Source organism: Streptomyces sp. NPDC111744, assembly GCF_055634995.1.
Genome location: NZ_JBVKCG010000007.1, coordinates 265,013 through 281,658, shown reverse-complemented (window position 1 = coordinate 281,658; position 16,646 = coordinate 265,013). Strand labels below are relative to the sequence as shown.

16 protein-coding genes are annotated in these 16,646 nt (G+C 70.0%); 10 read left to right on the top strand and 6 right to left on the bottom strand.

What is annotated here, in order from left to right:
• Window positions 1-74 precede the first annotated feature (74 nt).
• Together ACZ7OO_RS18885 and ACZ7OO_RS18880 are read left to right on the top strand one after the other, a co-directional pair.
• Window positions 75-1,829 carry an outer membrane protein assembly factor BamB family protein gene (locus ACZ7OO_RS18885; protein ID WP_471505882.1) on the top strand — a complete coding sequence of 585 codons (1,755 nt, stop codon included), beginning with the start codon at window positions 75-77 and terminating at the stop codon, window positions 1,827-1,829.
• Between the two features lie 296 nt (window positions 1,830-2,125).
• Window positions 2,126-2,818 (top strand): helix-turn-helix transcriptional regulator, encoded by a 693-nt coding sequence (locus ACZ7OO_RS18880; RefSeq protein ID WP_352220302.1) that lies wholly within the window; start codon window positions 2,126-2,128, stop codon window positions 2,816-2,818.
• A gap of 18 nt (window positions 2,819-2,836) precedes the next feature.
• Here ACZ7OO_RS18880 and ACZ7OO_RS18875 read toward each other — a convergent pair whose 3' ends face one another.
• Together ACZ7OO_RS18875 and ACZ7OO_RS18870 are read right to left on the bottom strand one after the other, a co-directional pair.
• A complete protein-coding gene (locus ACZ7OO_RS18875; protein ID WP_471505881.1) occupies window positions 2,837-3,163 on the bottom strand; it encodes a hypothetical protein in 327 nt (108 codons plus the stop codon).
• A 27-nt stretch (window positions 3,164-3,190) separates the two neighbouring features.
• A complete protein-coding gene (locus ACZ7OO_RS18870; protein ID WP_471505880.1) occupies window positions 3,191-4,891 on the bottom strand; it encodes a sodium:solute symporter family protein in 1,701 nt (566 codons plus the stop codon).
• A gap of 136 nt (window positions 4,892-5,027) precedes the next feature.
• On the opposite strand from ACZ7OO_RS18870, the gene galT reads away from it, so the two are divergent.
• From galT to galK, 3 genes are read left to right on the top strand one after another with little or no spacing between them, the layout of a single operon-like run.
• A complete protein-coding gene (gene galT, locus ACZ7OO_RS18865) occupies window positions 5,028-6,086 on the top strand; it encodes a galactose-1-phosphate uridylyltransferase (protein ID WP_471505879.1) in 1,059 nt (352 codons plus the stop codon).
• Window positions 6,086-7,048 carry a UDP-glucose 4-epimerase GalE gene (galE, locus tag ACZ7OO_RS18860; protein ID WP_471505878.1) on the top strand — a complete coding sequence of 321 codons (963 nt, stop codon included), beginning with the start codon at window positions 6,086-6,088 and terminating at the stop codon, window positions 7,046-7,048. The genes galT and galE overlap by 1 nt, the downstream gene beginning before the upstream one ends.
• Window positions 7,049-8,206, top strand: coding sequence for a galactokinase (gene galK, locus ACZ7OO_RS18855; RefSeq protein WP_471505877.1), 1,158 nt, complete (start codon window positions 7,049-7,051; stop codon window positions 8,204-8,206).
• 3 nt (window positions 8,207-8,209) lie between these two features.
• Here galK and ACZ7OO_RS18850 read toward each other — a convergent pair whose 3' ends face one another.
• On the bottom strand, window positions 8,210-8,668 hold the full coding sequence (locus tag ACZ7OO_RS18850) for a GNAT family N-acetyltransferase (protein WP_471505876.1): 459 nt from the start codon (window positions 8,666-8,668) through the stop codon (window positions 8,210-8,212).
• Window positions 8,669-8,928: 260 nt separating this feature from the next.
• On the opposite strand from ACZ7OO_RS18850, the gene ACZ7OO_RS18845 reads away from it, so the two are divergent.
• On the top strand, window positions 8,929-9,702 hold the full coding sequence (locus ACZ7OO_RS18845) for a LuxR C-terminal-related transcriptional regulator (RefSeq protein WP_471505875.1): 774 nt from the start codon (window positions 8,929-8,931) through the stop codon (window positions 9,700-9,702).
• Between the two features lie 111 nt (window positions 9,703-9,813).
• Here ACZ7OO_RS18845 and tamR read toward each other — a convergent pair whose 3' ends face one another.
• The gene (tamR, locus tag ACZ7OO_RS18840; RefSeq protein ID WP_471505874.1) at window positions 9,814-10,311 is read right to left on the bottom strand and encodes a MarR family transcriptional regulator TamR; all 498 of its coding nucleotides are present in this window, start codon (window positions 10,309-10,311) and stop codon (window positions 9,814-9,816) included.
• Between the two features lie 89 nt (window positions 10,312-10,400).
• Between tamR and ACZ7OO_RS18835 the strand changes: the two genes are divergently transcribed.
• The 3 genes from ACZ7OO_RS18835 (at window position 10,401) to ACZ7OO_RS18825 (ending at window position 11,830) form a co-directional block, all read left to right on the top strand.
• On the top strand, window positions 10,401-11,216 hold the full coding sequence (locus tag ACZ7OO_RS18835; RefSeq protein ID WP_471505873.1) for a trans-aconitate 2-methyltransferase: 816 nt from the start codon (window positions 10,401-10,403) through the stop codon (window positions 11,214-11,216).
• Window positions 11,216-11,578 (top strand): VOC family protein, encoded by a 363-nt coding sequence (locus ACZ7OO_RS18830; protein WP_471505872.1) that lies wholly within the window; start codon window positions 11,216-11,218, stop codon window positions 11,576-11,578. Before ACZ7OO_RS18835 ends, ACZ7OO_RS18830 begins: the two co-directional genes overlap by 1 nt.
• A 78-nt stretch (window positions 11,579-11,656) precedes the next feature.
• Window positions 11,657-11,830: a CsbD family protein gene (locus ACZ7OO_RS18825; RefSeq protein WP_471505871.1), complete on the top strand. Its 174-nt coding sequence runs from the start codon at window positions 11,657-11,659 to the stop codon at window positions 11,828-11,830.
• Window positions 11,831-11,900: 70 nt separating this feature from the next.
• Here ACZ7OO_RS18825 and ACZ7OO_RS18820 read toward each other — a convergent pair whose 3' ends face one another.
• Both ACZ7OO_RS18820 and ACZ7OO_RS18815 read right to left on the bottom strand, forming a co-directional pair.
• Complete coding sequence (locus ACZ7OO_RS18820; RefSeq protein ID WP_471505870.1) at window positions 11,901-12,575, bottom strand: TetR family transcriptional regulator; 675 nt, start codon at window positions 12,573-12,575, stop codon at window positions 11,901-11,903.
• Window positions 12,572-13,582 carry an acyl-CoA desaturase gene (locus ACZ7OO_RS18815; RefSeq protein ID WP_471505869.1) on the bottom strand — a complete coding sequence of 337 codons (1,011 nt, stop codon included), beginning with the start codon at window positions 13,580-13,582 and terminating at the stop codon, window positions 12,572-12,574. The genes ACZ7OO_RS18820 and ACZ7OO_RS18815 overlap by 4 nt, the downstream gene beginning before the upstream one ends.
• 308 nt (window positions 13,583-13,890) lie before the next feature.
• Here ACZ7OO_RS18815 and ppc point away from each other — a divergent pair, with 308 nt between their 5' ends.
• Window positions 13,891-16,623 (top strand): phosphoenolpyruvate carboxylase, encoded by a 2,733-nt coding sequence (gene ppc, locus ACZ7OO_RS18810; protein ID WP_471505868.1) that lies wholly within the window; start codon window positions 13,891-13,893, stop codon window positions 16,621-16,623.
• The last annotated feature ends 23 nt before the right edge of the window (window positions 16,624-16,646 follow it).

Below are 16,646 nucleotides of genomic sequence, written 5' to 3'. Positions count from 1 at the left end.
GTCCGCACCGGCCGCCGGCCGTCTCACCTGCTCTCCCCAGCCATCTCACGCGCCGTCCCCAGAGGTACCCCGTCATGACCCAGCCGCCTCCGCCACCGCCCAACCAGCCCCCGCGGCAGCCCGGTTTCGGCGCCCCCGCCGGCCCCCCGCAGCCGCCCGGACAGCCGGCTCCCCAGCCGGGCTACGGCTATCCGCAGCCCCCGGCCCCTCAGCCCGGCTACGGCTATGAGCAGCAGCCCCCGGCCCCTCAGCCCGGCTACGGCTACCCCCACCAGCCGCCCCAGTCCGGCTACGGCTACCCCGCACAGCCCCCGGTAACGGGCCCGAACCCGTACGCTCAGCAGGCCGGTTACGGCTACCCGGGCGGTCGGCCCGGCGGCCCCACTCCCACCCCCGGCAGGAACAACGCCACCCTGCTCATCATCGTCGCCGCGGTCGTCGTGATCGCGCTGATCGTCGGCGGCGGCATCTGGTACGCCAAGTCCTCCGGCGCCCACGGCAAGAAGAACGACACCGCCGGCTCCAGCGCCGGCGGCACCGGCGGCCAGGGTGGCAAGGGAGGCGGAGGCAGCGAGAAGGTGCCCGCCGACCCCACCTCCAGGGTCCTCTTCCAGGTCCCGCTGCCCACGGCGAACGACACCACGGTCACCGCCGGTTCCTGGCTCACCGACAAGGTGTACGCGAAGACCGGCGTCGCCCGGATCGTCGGCTACGACCCCGACTCGGGCGCCAGGTTGTGGACGGTCCCGCTGCCCGGCCCGGTCTGCTACGCCACCGGGCACGTCAGCGCGGACGGCAGGACCGCCGTCGTCTTCCAGCCCAAGATGCCGCCCAAGGGCTCCACGGCGGGCTGCACCCAGGTCGCCGCGATCGACCTGAACGCCGGTAAGAAGCTGTGGACGCAGACGGTCAAGACCGGTGACGTAGCGGTCAACTTCAACAATGTGACGGTCGCCCAGCAGACGGTCGCGGTCGGCGGCACCAGCGGCGGCGCCGCCTTCGACCTCGCCTCCGGCAAGCTCCGCTGGCAGCCCAAGCCGACCGACACCTGCTACGACGCCGGTTACGGCGGCGGCGCCAAACTGGTGGCGGTCCGCAGGTGCGGCAGCGGCGACACCGCTCAGCTGCACATCCAGACCATCGACCCGGTCTCCGGCAAGGTGATCTCCGAGTACGAGATGACCTCCGGCATCGACTACGCCGGCGTCGTGTCGACCGACCCGCTGGTGGTGGCCGCCGACGTCAACGACAGCGCGGGCGACGGCAGCGGCTTCTCGGACGTCTTCTCCATCGACAACAGGACCGGGCAGCTGCGCACCCGTATCTCCACGCCGGGCAGCGCGTACGCGGCCCGCTGCGACGGCATCTACCAGCTGGAGAACTGCAAGGGAGTGGTGGTCGGCAACGACCGGCTGTACCTGCCGACCGAGGAGCACGACGGCAGCGGGGACCACACCAGGACCAACGAGATCGTCGCCTTCGACCTGGCCACCGGCAAGCAGACCGGCCAGCGCGCGGACGCCGGCGACAACTACACGATCACCCCGCTGCGCATGGACGGTCCGAATGTGATCGCGTACAAGAGCCCGCCGTACGACAAGGGCGGCCAGGTCGTCAGTATCGACGGCGGTTCGTTCAAGGAGACCAGGCTGCTGGAGAACCCGGTGACGGCGGCGGTCAAGGCCGTGGAGACCAGCATGTCGCCGCAGTACGCGGAGGTCCTCTACTCCCAGGGGCACCTGTACCTGTCCGCCGTGTACGCTCACGCCGCCGGTTCGTCGACATCGGGCAAGGAGTACCTGGTCAACGCGTTCGGTGCGGGTGGCTGACGGTTCGTCAAGCGCAAGCGCCCGTGTCACCCGGCCCGTGATTCCGGTCCCGTCCCTGGTCAGGTGCGGGACCGGGCGCGTACCGCATCACACCCTCTCTTCACCCGCGAATACGAGAAAAGCCAGAGATTCCTCCGATCCGGGGCACTTCTCATCAGTAGGGGCAGCGCAACGTCGAACAAGCGTGTAGCTTCCGGGGGCATGAAGGACGGGGTGCCGGGGGGCCCTCTGTCCACGCGGACCAGTGGGCATCCATAGTGGGGCATCCATTGGGGGGGGGACTGGGGGGTTGCTCTATGGGAGTGCGGCTCATGGTGGTCGACGACCACCGGTTGCTCGCCGAGGCGCTGGCCTCGGCGCTGAAACTGCGCGGCCACCGGGTGCTCGCGGCGGCGGCGCCCGCGGCGGGCGCGGCGGAGCTGGTGATCGCACGCGCGCCCGAGGTGTGCCTGCTGGGTACGGCGACACCGGCCGAGCCGGGGATCTTCGACCCGGTGGTGAAGATCAAGAAGGAGCGGCCGCAGGTCGCGGTGGTGGTGCTGGGCCCGGTGCCGTCCCCGCGGGGCATCGCGGCGGCCTTCGCCGCGGGCGCCTCCGGGTACGTACGGCACGACGAGCGGATAGAGGGCGTCGAGCGGGCGATCATGAAGGCGCGGGCCGGTGAGGCGGCGGTGGCCCCGGCGCTGCTCCAGGGCGCGTTCGGTGAACTGCTCAACCCCGCCGCCCAGCCAGACGACGAGGGCCAGCGCCTCCTCCAGATGCTCACCCCGAGGGAGGTGGAGGTCCTGGTCCGGGTGGCCGACGGCGAGGACACGAGGCTGATCGCCGCGGGCATGGGCATCGCCCCGAGCACGGCCCGCACCCATGTGCAGAGGGTGCTGATGAAGCTGGGGGTGGGGTCGAGGCTGGAGGCGGCGGCTTTGGCGGCGCGCACGGGCCTACTGGACAGGGCCGGCCCGCTGAACAGTTCAACGGGGCCGGACCTCTAGCCGGGAAACACCCCGTGCCTACTCTTCAATTTCCTCCACAGGGGGCACCGGAGGCGGAGTGGGCCGCAGCCACAACCACACCAAGAAGAACACCCCCAGCAACAACATCCCGATCCCGGTCCACAGATTGATATTGATCCCCTGCGCCTTGTCGATCTCGGCCTCGGAGTCCGTGATCCCGGTGATCGTGACGATGATCCCGTACAGCACGAACAACCCGCCGATGATCCGCCGCAGATCGAAGATGCGCGCGGCGGTCGTGGACTTGCTCTCCAGCTCGGTGACTTCCCGGTGGACGTCCTGCTCGGAGTAGTGGAACCCGGACTGCCCGGAGTTGTCGGTCATGGTCTCTCCATTCTCCCGGGGCCGGGGTCAGAACGAGAACGGGATGTAACAGAGGGCGGCGAGGACCACCGCACCCCAGCCCAGCAGCGCCGGCCGCCGGTACCAGGCCTCGTCGCCGGGCGCGGGCGCCTCGGTCACGCCGGGGGAGCGGGTGCCGTAGACCAGGCCCGCGAGCTCCGCCTCCGGCTTGGGCGCGGTGAACAGGGACACGATGACCATCACCACCGCGCCGGCGACGAAGCCGGCGATTGCGGAGACGAAGTTGGCGCCCTGGTCGGAGGGGATGCCGATGATGTCCTTCTTGTAGAGGACGAAGTAGTCGACCATCGCGGTCACCGTCCCCGCGAGCAGCCCCCAGAAGCCGGATTTCGCCGAGGCGCGCTTCCAGAACATGCCGACGATGAAGACGACGAACATCGGCACGTTGAAGAAGGAGAACAGCGTCTGGAGGTAGCTCATGATGTTCGAGAACGACGACGCGAGGAACGCCGTACCGACGGACGCGCAGACGCCGATCGCCGTGATGAGACGTCCGAAGCGGACGTAATAGCCGTCCTCGCGGCCGCGCACCACGTACTTCGCCCAGATGTCCGTCGTGAAGACGGTGTTGAAGGACGACACGTTGGCCGCCATGCCGGCCATGAAGGCCGCCAGCAGACCGGTGACCGCGATGCCGAGGACGCCGTTTGGAAGCAGCTGGGACATCAGGTACGGGATCGCGTCGTTGTACTGGAGGCCGGAGCCGGACGTGCCGATGTTCGGCACCAGCGCGGCGGCGACCAGGCCCGGGATCATCACCAGGAAGACGATGAAGATCTTCGGGTACGCGGCGATCAGCGGGGTGCGCTGGGCGGCGGAGAGGTTCTTCGCCGACAGGGCGCGCTGGACCTCGGCGAAGTTGGTCGTCCAGTAGCCGAAGGAGAGGACGAAGCCGAGACCGAGGATGATGGTCAGCCAGTTCGCGCCGAGCGGGTTGGCACTGCCGATGCCGGTGCCGCCCCAGGCGGTGGTGAAGTTGTGGCCGTGGGTGACGGTGAGCTTGTTGACCAGACCGTCCCAGCCGCCGACCTTCTTCAGGCCCAGCACGGACAGCGGGATGAGGGCGGCCAGGATCACGAAGAACTGGAGCACCTCGTTGTAGATGGCCGATGAGAGGCCGCCGAGCGTGATGTACGCCAGCACGAACGCGCCCGCCACCACGATCGCCACCCACTGCGGCCAGCCCAGCAGCGCCTGCACGACGATCGCGAGGGCGTACAGGTTGACACCCGCGATGAGGATGGCGGCGAAGGCGAACAGGATCGAACTCAGCAGGTGTGCGCCTCTGTCGAAGCGCAGCAGCAGGAACTCGGGGACCGAGCGGACCTTGCTGCCGTAGTAGAAGGGCATCATCACCAGGCCGAGGAAGACCATGGCCGGGATGGCGCCGATCCAGTACCAGTGCACGGTGTACGCGCCGTACTGGGCGCTGTTGGCGGCCATGCCGAGGATCTCGGTGGCGGCCAGGTTCGCCGAGATGAACGCGAGCCCGGTGATCCAGGCGGGCAGTGACCGTCCGGAGAGGAAGAAGTCGAGGCTCGTCTTCACCGAGCGGCGGGCCGCGATGCCGATGCCCAGGACGACCACGAAGTAGATCGCGAGGATCGCGTAGTCGAGGCCGTTGGTGGGGAGGCGTAGCCCCGCCGCGAGGTATGTGGGGGATGTTGGGGCATTTGTGGGGTTTTGCATCCAGTAATTCAACACTTTTGTTGTCTCACCTTGATTGATTGCGATGTTGACTGACCTGGTGAGTTGTGTTTTGGTGTGTTCGGTTCTGTTTGAAGGTTGGCTGACTCGAACAACGCTCGATATTCGGGAGTCCGCAGTGAAGAAGACCTCGACCCGGCTGGCCGACGGTCGCGAGCTCATCTACTACGACCTGCGCGACGACACCGTGCGCGACGCGGTGGACCGCCGGCCGCTGGAGCGGACGCACACCTCCTCCGAAATCCGCCGTGACGCGCTGCTCGGCGACCAGGTCGCCGTCGCCTCGCACCGGCAGGGCCGCACCTACCATCCGCCGGCCGACCAGTGCCCCCTGTGCCCGACCCAGGGCGACCGGCTGAGCGAGATCCCGGACTCGTCGTACGACGTGGTGGTCTTCGAGAATCGTTTTCCCTCGCTGGCCGGCGACTCCGGGCGCTGTGAGGTGGTCTGCTTCACCTCGGACCACGACGCGTCCTTCGCCGGCCTCACCGAGGAGCAGGCGCGCCTCGTCCTCGACGCGTGGACCGACCGGACCTCGGAACTGTCCCATCTCCCCTCCGTCCAGCAGGTGTTCTGCTTCGAGAACCGCGGCGAGGAGATCGGCGTGACGCTCGGTCACCCGCACGGCCAGATCTACGCCTACCCCTTCACCACCCCCCGCACCGCCCTGATGCTGCGTTCACTCGCGGCTCACAAGGAAGCGACCAGCGGAGAGAACCTCTTCGACGCCGTCCTGGAGCGTGAACTCGCCGACGAGCGGATCGTCCTTGAGGGTGAACACTGGGTCGCCTTCGTGCCGTACGCGGCACACTGGCCCTATGAGGTCCACCTGTACCCGAAGCGCCGGGTCCCCGACCTGCTGGGTCTCGACGAGGCGGCACGCTCAGAGTTCCCCAAGGTTTATCTGGAACTCTTGAGGCGCTTCGACCGTATCTTCGGTGAGGGTGAACCTCCCACGCCCTACATCGCCGCCTGGCACCAGGCGCCGTTCGGGACGCTGGAGGAGTTCGACGGTGTCACGCGCGACGACTTCGCGCTCCACCTCGAGCTTTTCACCATCCGCCGAACGTCCGGCAAGCTGAAGTTTCTCGCGGGTTCCGAATCCGGCATGAGTGTGTTCATCAACGACGTGCCGCCGGAGCGCGCGGCCGAGCGACTGCGAGAGGTAGCGAGTTGATGAAGTACCTGGTGACGGGCGGGGCGGGTTACGTCGGCAGTGTGGTGGCCCAGCACCTGCTGGAGGCGGGCCACGAGGTCACCGTCCTCGACAACCTCTCCACGGGCTTCCGTGAGGCCGTCCCGGCGGGCGCGGCGTTCGTCGAGGGCGACATCCGCGACGCCGCGAAGTGGCTCGACGCCTCCTACGAGGCGGTGCTGCACTTCGCCGCGTTCTCCCAGGTCGGCGAGTCGGTGGCGAAGCCCGAGAAGTACTGGGACAACAACGTCGGCGGCACCATGGCGCTGCTCGCCGCGATGCGCGAGGCAGGCGTACGCAAGCTCGTCTTCTCCTCCACGGCGGCCACCTACGGCGAGCCGGAGCAGGTCCCGATCGTCGAGACCGCCCCGACGAAGCCCACCAGCCCGTACGGCGCCACCAAGCTCGCCGTCGACCACATGATCACCGGTGAGGCGGCCGCCCACGGCCTGGGCGCGGTCTCCCTGCGCTACTTCAACGTGGCCGGTGCCTACGGCGCGCAGGGCGAGCGCCACGACCCCGAGTCGCACCTGATCCCGCTGGTCCTCCAGGTCGCCCAGGGCCGCCGCGAGGCCATCTCGGTCTTCGGCGACGACTACCCGACGCCCGACGGCACCTGCGTCCGCGACTACATCCATGTCGCCGACCTGGCCGACGCCCACCTGCTGGCCCTGACCGCCGCACGCTCCGGCGAGCACCTGATCTGCAACCTCGGCAACGGCGAGGGCTTCTCGGTCCGCGAGGTCATCGAGACGGTCCGCCAGGTCACCGGCCACCCGATCCCCGAGGTCGTGGCCCCGCGCCGGGGCGGCGACCCGGCCGTCCTGGTCGCCTCGGCGGCCACCGCCCGCGAGAAGCTGGGCTGGAACCCGACCCGCGCGGACCTCGCGGGGATCGTCGCGGACGCCTGGGAGTTCGCACAGCACATCGCAAGGGAGCAGTAAGTGGGGGCAGCACAGCAGGTCAGAGACGCCTTCGAGGAGCTGTACGGCACGGCTCCCGACGGCGTCTGGTCGGCGCCGGGCCGGGTCAACCTGATCGGTGAGCACACCGACTACAACGACGGCTTCGTGATGCCGTTCGCACTGCCGCACGTGACGACGGCCGCGGTCTCCCGCCGCACCGACGGCGTGCTGCGCCTGCACTCCTCGGACATCGAGGGCGGGGTCGTCGAGCTCTCCCTCGACGCCCTGGAACCCGGCACCGACCACGACTGGACGGCGTACCCGGCGGGCGTGGTCTGGGCGCTGCGCGAGGCCGGCCACCCGGTCACCGGCGCCGACGTCCACCTGTCCTCCACGGTTCCGACCGGCGCCGGCCTGTCCTCCTCCGCGGCCCTGGAGGTGGTGATCGCCCTCGCCCTCAACGACCTGCACGGACTCGGCCTCGCACGCTGGCAGCTGGCCCGCCTGTGCCAGCGCGCGGAGAACGTCTACGTCGGGGCGCCGACCGGCATCATGGACCAGACGGCGTCCGCCTGCTGCGAGGCCGGGCACGCCCTGTTCCTGGACACCCGCGACCTCTCACAGCGGCAGATCCCCTTCGACCTCGCGGCCGAGGGCATGCGGCTGCTGGTCGTCGACACCCAGGTCAAGCACGCCCACAGCGGCGGCGAGTACGGCAAGCGCCGCGCCGGCTGCGAGAAGGGCGCGGCCCTGCTGGGCGTGGACGCGCTGCGGGACATCGCCTACGACGACCTCGACGCCGCGCTCGACCGGCTGGGCGACGAGGAGGAGGTACGACGCCTGGTCCGCCACGTCGTCACCGAGGACCACCGCGTCGAACGTGTCGTCGCTCTTCTGAAGGCCGGTGACACCCGCGCCATCGGCCCGGTCCTCACCGAGGGCCACGCCTCGCTGCGCGACGACTTCCGGATCTCCTGCCCGGAGCTGGACCTGGTCGTCGACACCGCCCTCGCCACCGGCGCCCTGGGCGCCCGGATGACCGGCGGCGGCTTCGGCGGCTCGGCGATCGTCCTCGCGGAGGCGTCCGACGTCGACACGATCACCAAGGCGGTCGAAGAGGCCTTCGCGGCGGCCGGTTTCAAGGCGCCACGGACGTTCGAGGCGGTGCCGTCGGCGGGCGCCCGCCAGGAGAGCTGAGGCTCAGCCCAGCCGCTTCGTGAGGGTGTACTCCGTGATCCCCGGCGGATAGTCGGGGATCACGCAGACCACCTCGTAACCCTGCTTCCGGTAGAAACCGGGCGCCTGGAAGTCCCAGGTCTCCACACGCGCGCCGGTGCAGGCGCGGTCCTTCCCGGCGATGCGTTCCGCCACGGCCAGCAGCCGGCCGCCCAGGCCCACGCCGCGATGGCGGGCGTCCACCCACAGATAGGTGACGTGCAGCCAGGTCGTCCACGTGTGCCCCACCAGGCCGCCCGCCAGTTCGCCCGAACCCTCGTCCATCGCCCAGACGTGCAGCGGCACTTGGCGTTCGCCGGGGGTGCCGCGCAGGGCCGCGAGGAACGGGGAGGCCGCGGTGTTGGTGTCCCGCAGCCTCGCGTGGAGCAGTTCCCGCCGTTCTTTGTCGACTTCCGCCTCAATACGAAACATGCGGCACACCATAAACGCGTCGGACGGCCAGTTCTGCAAATTGCCTTCCGCTCCCGCCCCCCTTCCGTACTCTGAGGAGCAGTACCGGTGGGGGCCGGTGCTGATCAGGGGGCGAGACAAGTCGGGTACGACACCCGCGGTGGGGGTAGCAGTCCAGGCACGGCGGCGGCCGTGCGGTTCCGTCCTCCCACGGGTGTCGTGCCCGCATGATCCGTCGTTCTGAGCACCTTGGGGTATCCCCTGCTCATGAAGAGCAAGGGGAAGGGGGTTTTGTGGTTCGCATCCGAGTTCTGGTCGTCGACGACCACCGTATCTTCGCCGAGTCGCTCGCCGCGGCACTGGCCGCCGAGCCCGACGTCGACGTGTCCGCGGCCGGCAGCGGCCCGGCGGCGCTGCGCTGCCTGGAGCGCGCGGCCGCCGAGGGCCGCCGCTACGACGTGCTGCTCGTCGACGCCGACCTGGGAGGCCGACTGCACGGCGGCCGCCCGGCCGTACCGGTGCAGGAGGGCAACGAGGAGGGTCTGGTCGACGGGATATCCCTGGTCGCCGGGGTCCGCTCGGCCCAGCCGGGCGTCCGTGTCGTCGTCCTCGCCGAGAAGGACGACCCGCGGCGTGCCGCCCTGGCCCTGCAGGCCGGCGCCTGCGGCTGGGTCGCCAAGGACTGCTCGCTGTCTCGGCTGCTGAACGTCATCCGGGGGGTGCTGCGCGACGAGACCCATCTGCCGCCCGCCCTGCTCACCGGGGTCCTGCGGGAGATGACGGCCGCGCGCAAGCACCGCACCGAGAGCGAACGGCTCGTGGAGTCCCTCACGCCGAGGGAACGGGAAGTGCTCCGGTGCATGGTGGCGGGCCTGGGGCGCAAGGCGGTCGCCGAGCGCCTGTTCCTGTCCCCGCACACCGTCCGCACCCATATGCAGAACGTGCTCGGCAAACTGGGCGTCCACTCCACCCTGGCCGCCGTCGCGCTCGCCCGCCGGGCCGGGGTCGGGCCGGCGGACCTGGGGACTGCCGGGCGGATCATGTCGGAGGAAAGCAGCAGTGCCTGATCAACACCGGTGAGCGGGGCGATGGGGGTCCCCCGCGCGAGCACGTTCGAGCGTGGGGAGCGTCTGGCTGCCAAGCCCCGCGTCTCCGGCAGGATCCGCCCGGCAGGCCCCTCAGCCGGGGATGTTGTCGAACGGGGCGGTCAACTGGCGTAGCAGGCCGGCCAGTTCGGCGCGCTGGGTGCGGGAGAGTTCGGCGAGGATCGCCCGTTCCTGGTCGAGGAGTCCGGCCAGGGCCTGGTCCGCGCGGTCCTGGCCCTCGTCGGTCAGCCGCACCAGCACGCCCCGCCGGTCGCTCGGGTCCGGCAACCGCTCCACCAGGCCCTTCTTGGCCAGTCGGTCGATCCGGTTGGTCATCGTCCCCGAGGTGACCAGGGTCTGGGTCAGCAACTGCCCGGGGGAGAGCTGGTAGGGCGTCCCCGCGCGCCGCAGCGCGGTCAGCACGTCGAACTCCCAGGGCTCCAGACTGTGCTCCGCGAAGGCCAGCCGACGTGCCCGGTCCAGGTGCCGGGCCAGCCGGCTCACCCGGCTGAGCACCTCGAGCGGCTCCACGTCGAGGTCCGGGCGCTCCCGGCGCCACGCAGCCACCAGCCGATCGACCTCGTCCTCCATGACGATCAGTGTAGTGGTTGTGTCGACATGAAGTCTCTTGATGTCGAGCTTCTTGACATCGAGATATCAGCCCGGGGAAGGTGGAGTACATGACGACTCCCGCCTGGGACCCCGCCCAGTACCTCCGTCACGCCGGCCACCGCGCCCGCCCCTTCACCGACCTCCTCGCCCGGATCCCCGTCCTCCCCGGCGACCGCCCGGCAGTCGCCGACCTCGGCTGCGGCCCCGGCAACATGACCGCCCTGCTCGCCGAACGCTGGCCCACCGCCCACATCACCGGCTACGACAACTCGCCCGAGATGCTCGAGAAGGCACTCGTGGAGTACGAGGGCCCCACGGCCGGCGGTGGCCGCCTGGACTTCTCCCACGCCGACGTCCGCACCTGGGCGCCCGAGCGGCCGTACGACCTGATCGTCAGCAATGCCACGCTCCAGTGGGTCCCCGGGCACGCCGAGCGGTTCGCCGACTGGATCGCCGCCCTCGCCCCCGGCGGCACCTTCGCCTTCCAGGTCCCCGGCAACTTCACCGCCCCCAGCCACCGGCTGATGCGCGCCCTCGCCGAGTCCCCCCGCTGGCAGGACCGCCTCGCCGGGGCCCTCCGCCACGACGACGCCGTCCTCACCCCCGAGGCCTACCTGGAGCGGCTGACCGCGCTCGGCTGCGCCGCCGACGTCTGGGAGACGACTTACATCCACCTGCTGACCGGCGAGGACCCGGTCCTCGACTGGGTGAAGGGCACCGGGCTGCGCCCCGTCCTCACCGCCCTCGCCGACGATCCCCAGGCCCGCGACGCCTTCCTCGCCGAGTACCGGGCCGCACTGCGCGAGGCCTACCCGGCAGGACCGCACGGCACCCCGTTCCCGTTCCGGCGCCTCTTCGCCGTCGCCCACAAGGAGGAAGCCTGATGCTCACCGCCCTCGACCACGTCCAGCTCGCCGCCCCGGCCGGGTTCGAGGACCGGCTGCGGACGTTCTACGTGGACACCCTCGGCATGACGGAAGTCCCCAAACCGCCCGTGCTCGCGGCGCGGGGCGGCTGCTGGTTCCGGGCCGGCGAGATCCATCTGCACGTGGGGATCGAGCAGGCTTTCCGGCCCGCCAGGCAGGCCCACCCCGGCCTCCGGGTGACCGGCATCGACGCGTACGCGGCCCGGCTCACCGCGCACGGTACGCCCGTCGTCTGGGACGAGGACCTCCCCGGCCACCGCCGCTTCTACTGCGAGGACCCCGTCGGCAACCGACTGGAGTTCCTGGAACCGGTGCGCTGAGCCGCCGTTTGCCCCGGCCCGGTCACGGTTACCCGGTGGGGAGACAGCCGACTACCGACCCGTCAGGAGTGATCGACGGTGGCACGAGAGCAGAAGGCCAAGGCGAAGAAGGAACAGATCAAGGGCAAGGCCAAGGAGGTCGGCGGGCGCGCGGTGCGCGACGTGCCGATGGAGGCGGAAGGACGCCTCGAAGAGTCGAAGGGCGACGCCCGCCAGGCCAAGGAGAAGATGAAGGACATCTTCAAGCACTAAAGGGCATCTTCAAGAAGCACCAAGGACGCCATCAAGCACTGAGGACACCTTCGAGCACGGAACGGCGGTCTCACGCCCTCCGGTGCCCGATCAGCCGCGGCTTCTGCTCCAGGCCGTCCAGGCCGTGCCAGGCCAGATTGACCAGGTGGGCGGCGACCTCCGCCTTCTTCGGGCGGCGCACGTCTAGCCACCACTGGCCGGTCAGCGCGACCATGCCCACCAGCGCCTGCGCGTACAGCGGCGCCAGCTTGGGGTCGAAGCCGCGCGACTTGAACTCGCGGCCCAGGATGTCCTCCACCTGGGTGGCGATGTCCGAGATGAGGGACGCGAACGAACCCGTCGACTGCGGGATGGGGGAGTCCCGGACCAGGATCCGGAACCCGTCCGTGCTCTCCTCGATGTAGTCGAGCAGGGCGAACGCGGCCTGCTCGCACAGCTCACGCGGATGGCCGGCCGTGAGGGAGCTGGTCACCATGTCCAGCAACCGGCGCATCTCACGGTCGACCACCACCGCGTACAGCCCCTCCTTGCCGCCGAAGTGCTCGTACACCACCGGCTTGGAGACCCCGGCCTTCGCCGCGATCTCCTCCACCGAGGTGCCCTCGAAGCCCTTCGCCGCGAAGAGGGTGCGACCGATCTCCAACAGCTGCTGGCGGCGCTCCGCACCGGTCATCCGGGTGCGACGGGCCCGCCGCGGCTTTTCGGGACTGGGGGTGCTGGAGTCGGTCGCCACGGCGTCAATCATGCCGTCTCGACGGGCTCCGTCCCTCGCCGGGAGCCGCCTTCCCCGGTGTTACGGCGCGAATCGATACGCGAGCGTGACGGCCACCGCACGTCGTACGCCCAGCCCAGCTGCTCGCACCAGCGGATGATCCGCGCCGACGAGTCCAGCTGGCCGCGCTCCACACCGTGCCGCGCCGAGGTGGGGTCGGCATGGTGCAGGTTGTGCCAGGACTCGCCGCAGGACAGGATCGCCAGCCACCACACGTTGCCCGACTTGTCCCGCGACCTGAACGGCCGCTTGCCCACCGCGTGGCAGATCGAGTTGATCGACCAGGTCACATGGTGCAGCAGCGCTACCCGCACGAGTGAACCCCAGAAGAACGCGGTGAACGCGCCCCACCAGGACATGGTCACCAGACCACCGATCAGCGGCGGCAGCGCCAGCGACAACACCGTCCAGTAGACGAACAGGCGGGAGACCGCCCGGATCGCCGGGTCCTTGATCAGGTCGGGCGCGTACTTCTCCTGCGGGGTCTGCTCCTCGTCGAACAGCCAGCCGATGTGCGCCCACCACAGGCCCTTCATCAGCGCCGGCATGGTCTCGCCGAACCGCCACGGCGAGTGCGGGTCGCCCTCCGCGTCGGAGAACTTGTGGTGCTTGCGATGGTCGGCGACCCAGCGCACCAGGGGCCCCTCCACCGCCATCGACCCCGCGACCGCCAGCGCGATCCTGAGCGGCCGCTTCGCCTTGAACGAGCCGTGGGTGAAGTAACGGTGGAAACCGATCGTCACGCCGTGACAGCCCAGGTAGTAGAAGAACACCATCAGGCCCAGATCGAGCCAGCTCACGCCCCATCCCCAGGCCAGCGGCACCGCCGCCAGCAGCGCGAGGAACGGCACCACGATGAACAGCAGGAGGGCGATCTGCTCGATCGAACCCTTCTTCTCGCCGCCCAGCGTGGCGGACGGAATCGGAGCGTCGGCCGACTTGTGGGCCTCTTCGATCACATCGGAACTAGACGAGGTCATACGCGTCCCCTGGGGGGTCGAGGGTTGAGACAGGTGCCGATCCGCGGCGACCGAACGGGACGACAATGATTCTTCCCTACGGTTCCGTAACCTACGGCGACGTAAGTATGGCAGCGAGGCGTCTCACAGCAAGAGCCCGAAAGCCTGCGCGTCCTCATGGACACCTATCCTTGGAGTCGGTCGGACAGCGCGGTCCGCTCTGTTTCCTTCCCGGATGTCCGGCCCGTATGCGGACAGGCCCCGCCTGCCGCCCGGCCGACAGACGGGTTCCCTTCAGACGAGCTTCAACACTGCAAGGAGCCGCACCTGTGAGCAGTGCCGACGACCAGACCACCACGACCAGCAGTGAGCTGCGCGCCGACATCCGCCGGCTGGGTGACCTTCTCGGCGAGACCCTTGTCCGGCAGGAGGGCCCCGAGCTGCTGGAACTCGTCGAGAGGGTCCGCCGTCTCACCCGCGAGGACGGCGAGGCCGCCGCCGAACTGCTGCGCGGTACGGAGCTGGAGACCGCCGCCAAGCTGGTCCGCGCCTTCTCCACCTACTTCCACCTCGCCAACGTCACCGAGCAGGTCCACCGCGGCCGCGAACTGCGCGCCCGCCGCGCCGCCGAGGGAGGCCTCCTCGCCCGCACCGCCGACCGGCTCAAGGACGCCGACCCCGACCACCTGCGCCAGACCGTCCAGAACCTCAACGTCCGCCCGGTGTTCACGGCCCACCCCACCGAGGCCGCCCGCCGCTCGGTCCTGAACAAGCTCCGGCGCATCGCGGCGCTCCTGGACACCCCGGTCATCGAGTCGGACCGCCGCCGCACCGACATCCGCCTCGCCGAGAACATCGACCTGGTCTGGCAGACCGACGAGCTGCGCGTCGTACGCCCCGAGCCCGCCGACGAGGCCCGCAACGCCATCTACTACCTGGACGAACTGCACGCCGGCGCGGTCGGCGACGTCCTGGAGGACCTGACCGCGGAGCTGGAGCGGGTCGGGGTGAAGCTCCCCGACGACACCCGCCCGCTGACCTTCGGCACCTGGATCGGCGGCGACCGCGACGGCAACCCCAACGTCACCCCCCAGGTGACCTGGGACGTCCTCATCCTCCAGCACGAACACGGCATCAACGACGCCCTGGAGATGATCGACGAACTCCGCGGCTTCCTCTCCAACTCCATCCGCTACACGGGTGCGACGGAAGAGCTGCTGGAGTCACTCCGCGCCGATCTGGAGCTGCTCCCGGAGATCAGCCCCCGCTACAAGCGCCTCAACGCCGAGGAGCCCTACCGGCTCAAGGCCACCTGCATCCGGCAGAAGCTGGTCAACACCAAGCACCGCCTCGCCACCGGCACCCCGCACCAGCCGGGCCGTGACTACCTCGGCACCGCCGAACTCCTCGCCGACCTCCGGCTGGTCCAGGCCTCCCTGCGCGAGCACCGCGGCGGCCTGTTCGCCGACGGCCGGCTGGCCCGCACGATCCGCACCCTCGCCGCGTTCGGCCTACAGCTCGCCACCATGGACGTCCGAGAACACGCCGACGCCCACCACCACGCTCTCGGCCAGCTCTTCGACCGCCTCGGCGAGGAGTCCTGGCGCTACGCCGACATGCCCCGCGAGTACCGCGCCAAGCTCCTCGCCAAGGAACTCCGCTCCCGCAGGCCGCTGGCTCCCACCCCGGCGCCGGTGGACGCGGCCGGGGAGAAGACCCTCGGTGTCTTCCAGACCGTGAAGAAGGCCCTGGCGGTCTTCGGGCCCGAGGTCGTCGAGTCGTACATCATCTCCATGTGCCAGGGCGCCGACGACGTCTTCGCCGCCGCCGTCCTCGCCCGCGAGGCCGGCCTGATGGACCTGCACGCCGGCTGGGCCAAGATCGGCATCGTGCCGCTCCTGGAGACCACCGACGAGCTCAAGGCCGCCGACACCATCCTGGAGGACATGCTCTCCGACCCCTCCTACCGGCGCCTGGTCGCGCTGCGCGGAGACGTCCAGGAGGTCATGCTCGGCTACTCCGACTCCTCCAAGTTCGGCGGCATCACCACCAGCCAGTGGGAGATCCACCGTGCCCAGCGCCGGCTGCGCGACGTCGCCCACCGCTACGGCGTACGCCTTCGCCTCTTCCACGGCCGCGGCGGCACCGTCGGACGCGGCGGCGGGCCCTCCCACGACGCGATCCTCGCCCAGCCCTGGGGCACCCTGGAGGGCGAGATCAAGGTCACCGAACAGGGCGAGGTCATCTCCGACAAGTACCTCATCCCGTCCCTGGCCCGGGAGAACCTGGAGCTGACGGTCGCGGCGACCCTCCAGGCCTCCGCCCTGCACACCGCCCCCCGCCAGTCGGGGGAGGCCCTGGCCCGCTGGGACGCGGCGATGGACGTGGTCTCGGACGCCGCCCACCTGGCCTACCGGCGCCTGGTCGAGGACCCGGACCTGCCCGCCTACTTCTTCGCCTCGACACCCGTGGACCAGCTCGCGGACCTGCACCTGGGCTCCCGGCCCTCCCGGCGCCCCGACTCCGGCGCCGGTCTGGACGGCCTGCGGGCCATCCCCTGGGTGTTCGGCTGGACCCAGTCCCGGCAGATCGTCCCCGGCTGGTTCGGCGTCGGCTCCGGACTGAAGGCCCTGCGCGAGGCCGGTCTGGACACCGTGCTCGACGAGATGCACCAGCAGTGGCACTTCTTCCGCAACTTCATCTCCAACGTCGAGATGACCCTCGCCAAGACCGACCTGCGGATCGCCCAGCACTACGTCGACACCCTCGTCCCCGACGAACTCAAGCACGTCTTCGACACCATCCGCGCCGAACACGAGCTGACCGTCGCCGAGGTCCTGAAGATCACCGGCGAGAGCGAACTGCTGGACGCCACCCCGGTGCTCAGGCAGACCTTCGGCATCCGCGACGCCTACCTGGACCCGATCTCCTACCTCCAGGTCGCCCTCCTCAAGCGCCAGCGCGAAGCGGCCGCCGCGGGCGCCGAACCCGACCCGCTCCTCGCCCGCGCCCTGCTCCTCACGGTCAACGGCGTGGCGGCCGGCCTGCGCAACACCGGCTGACCACCACCACCGCACAGGGCTGT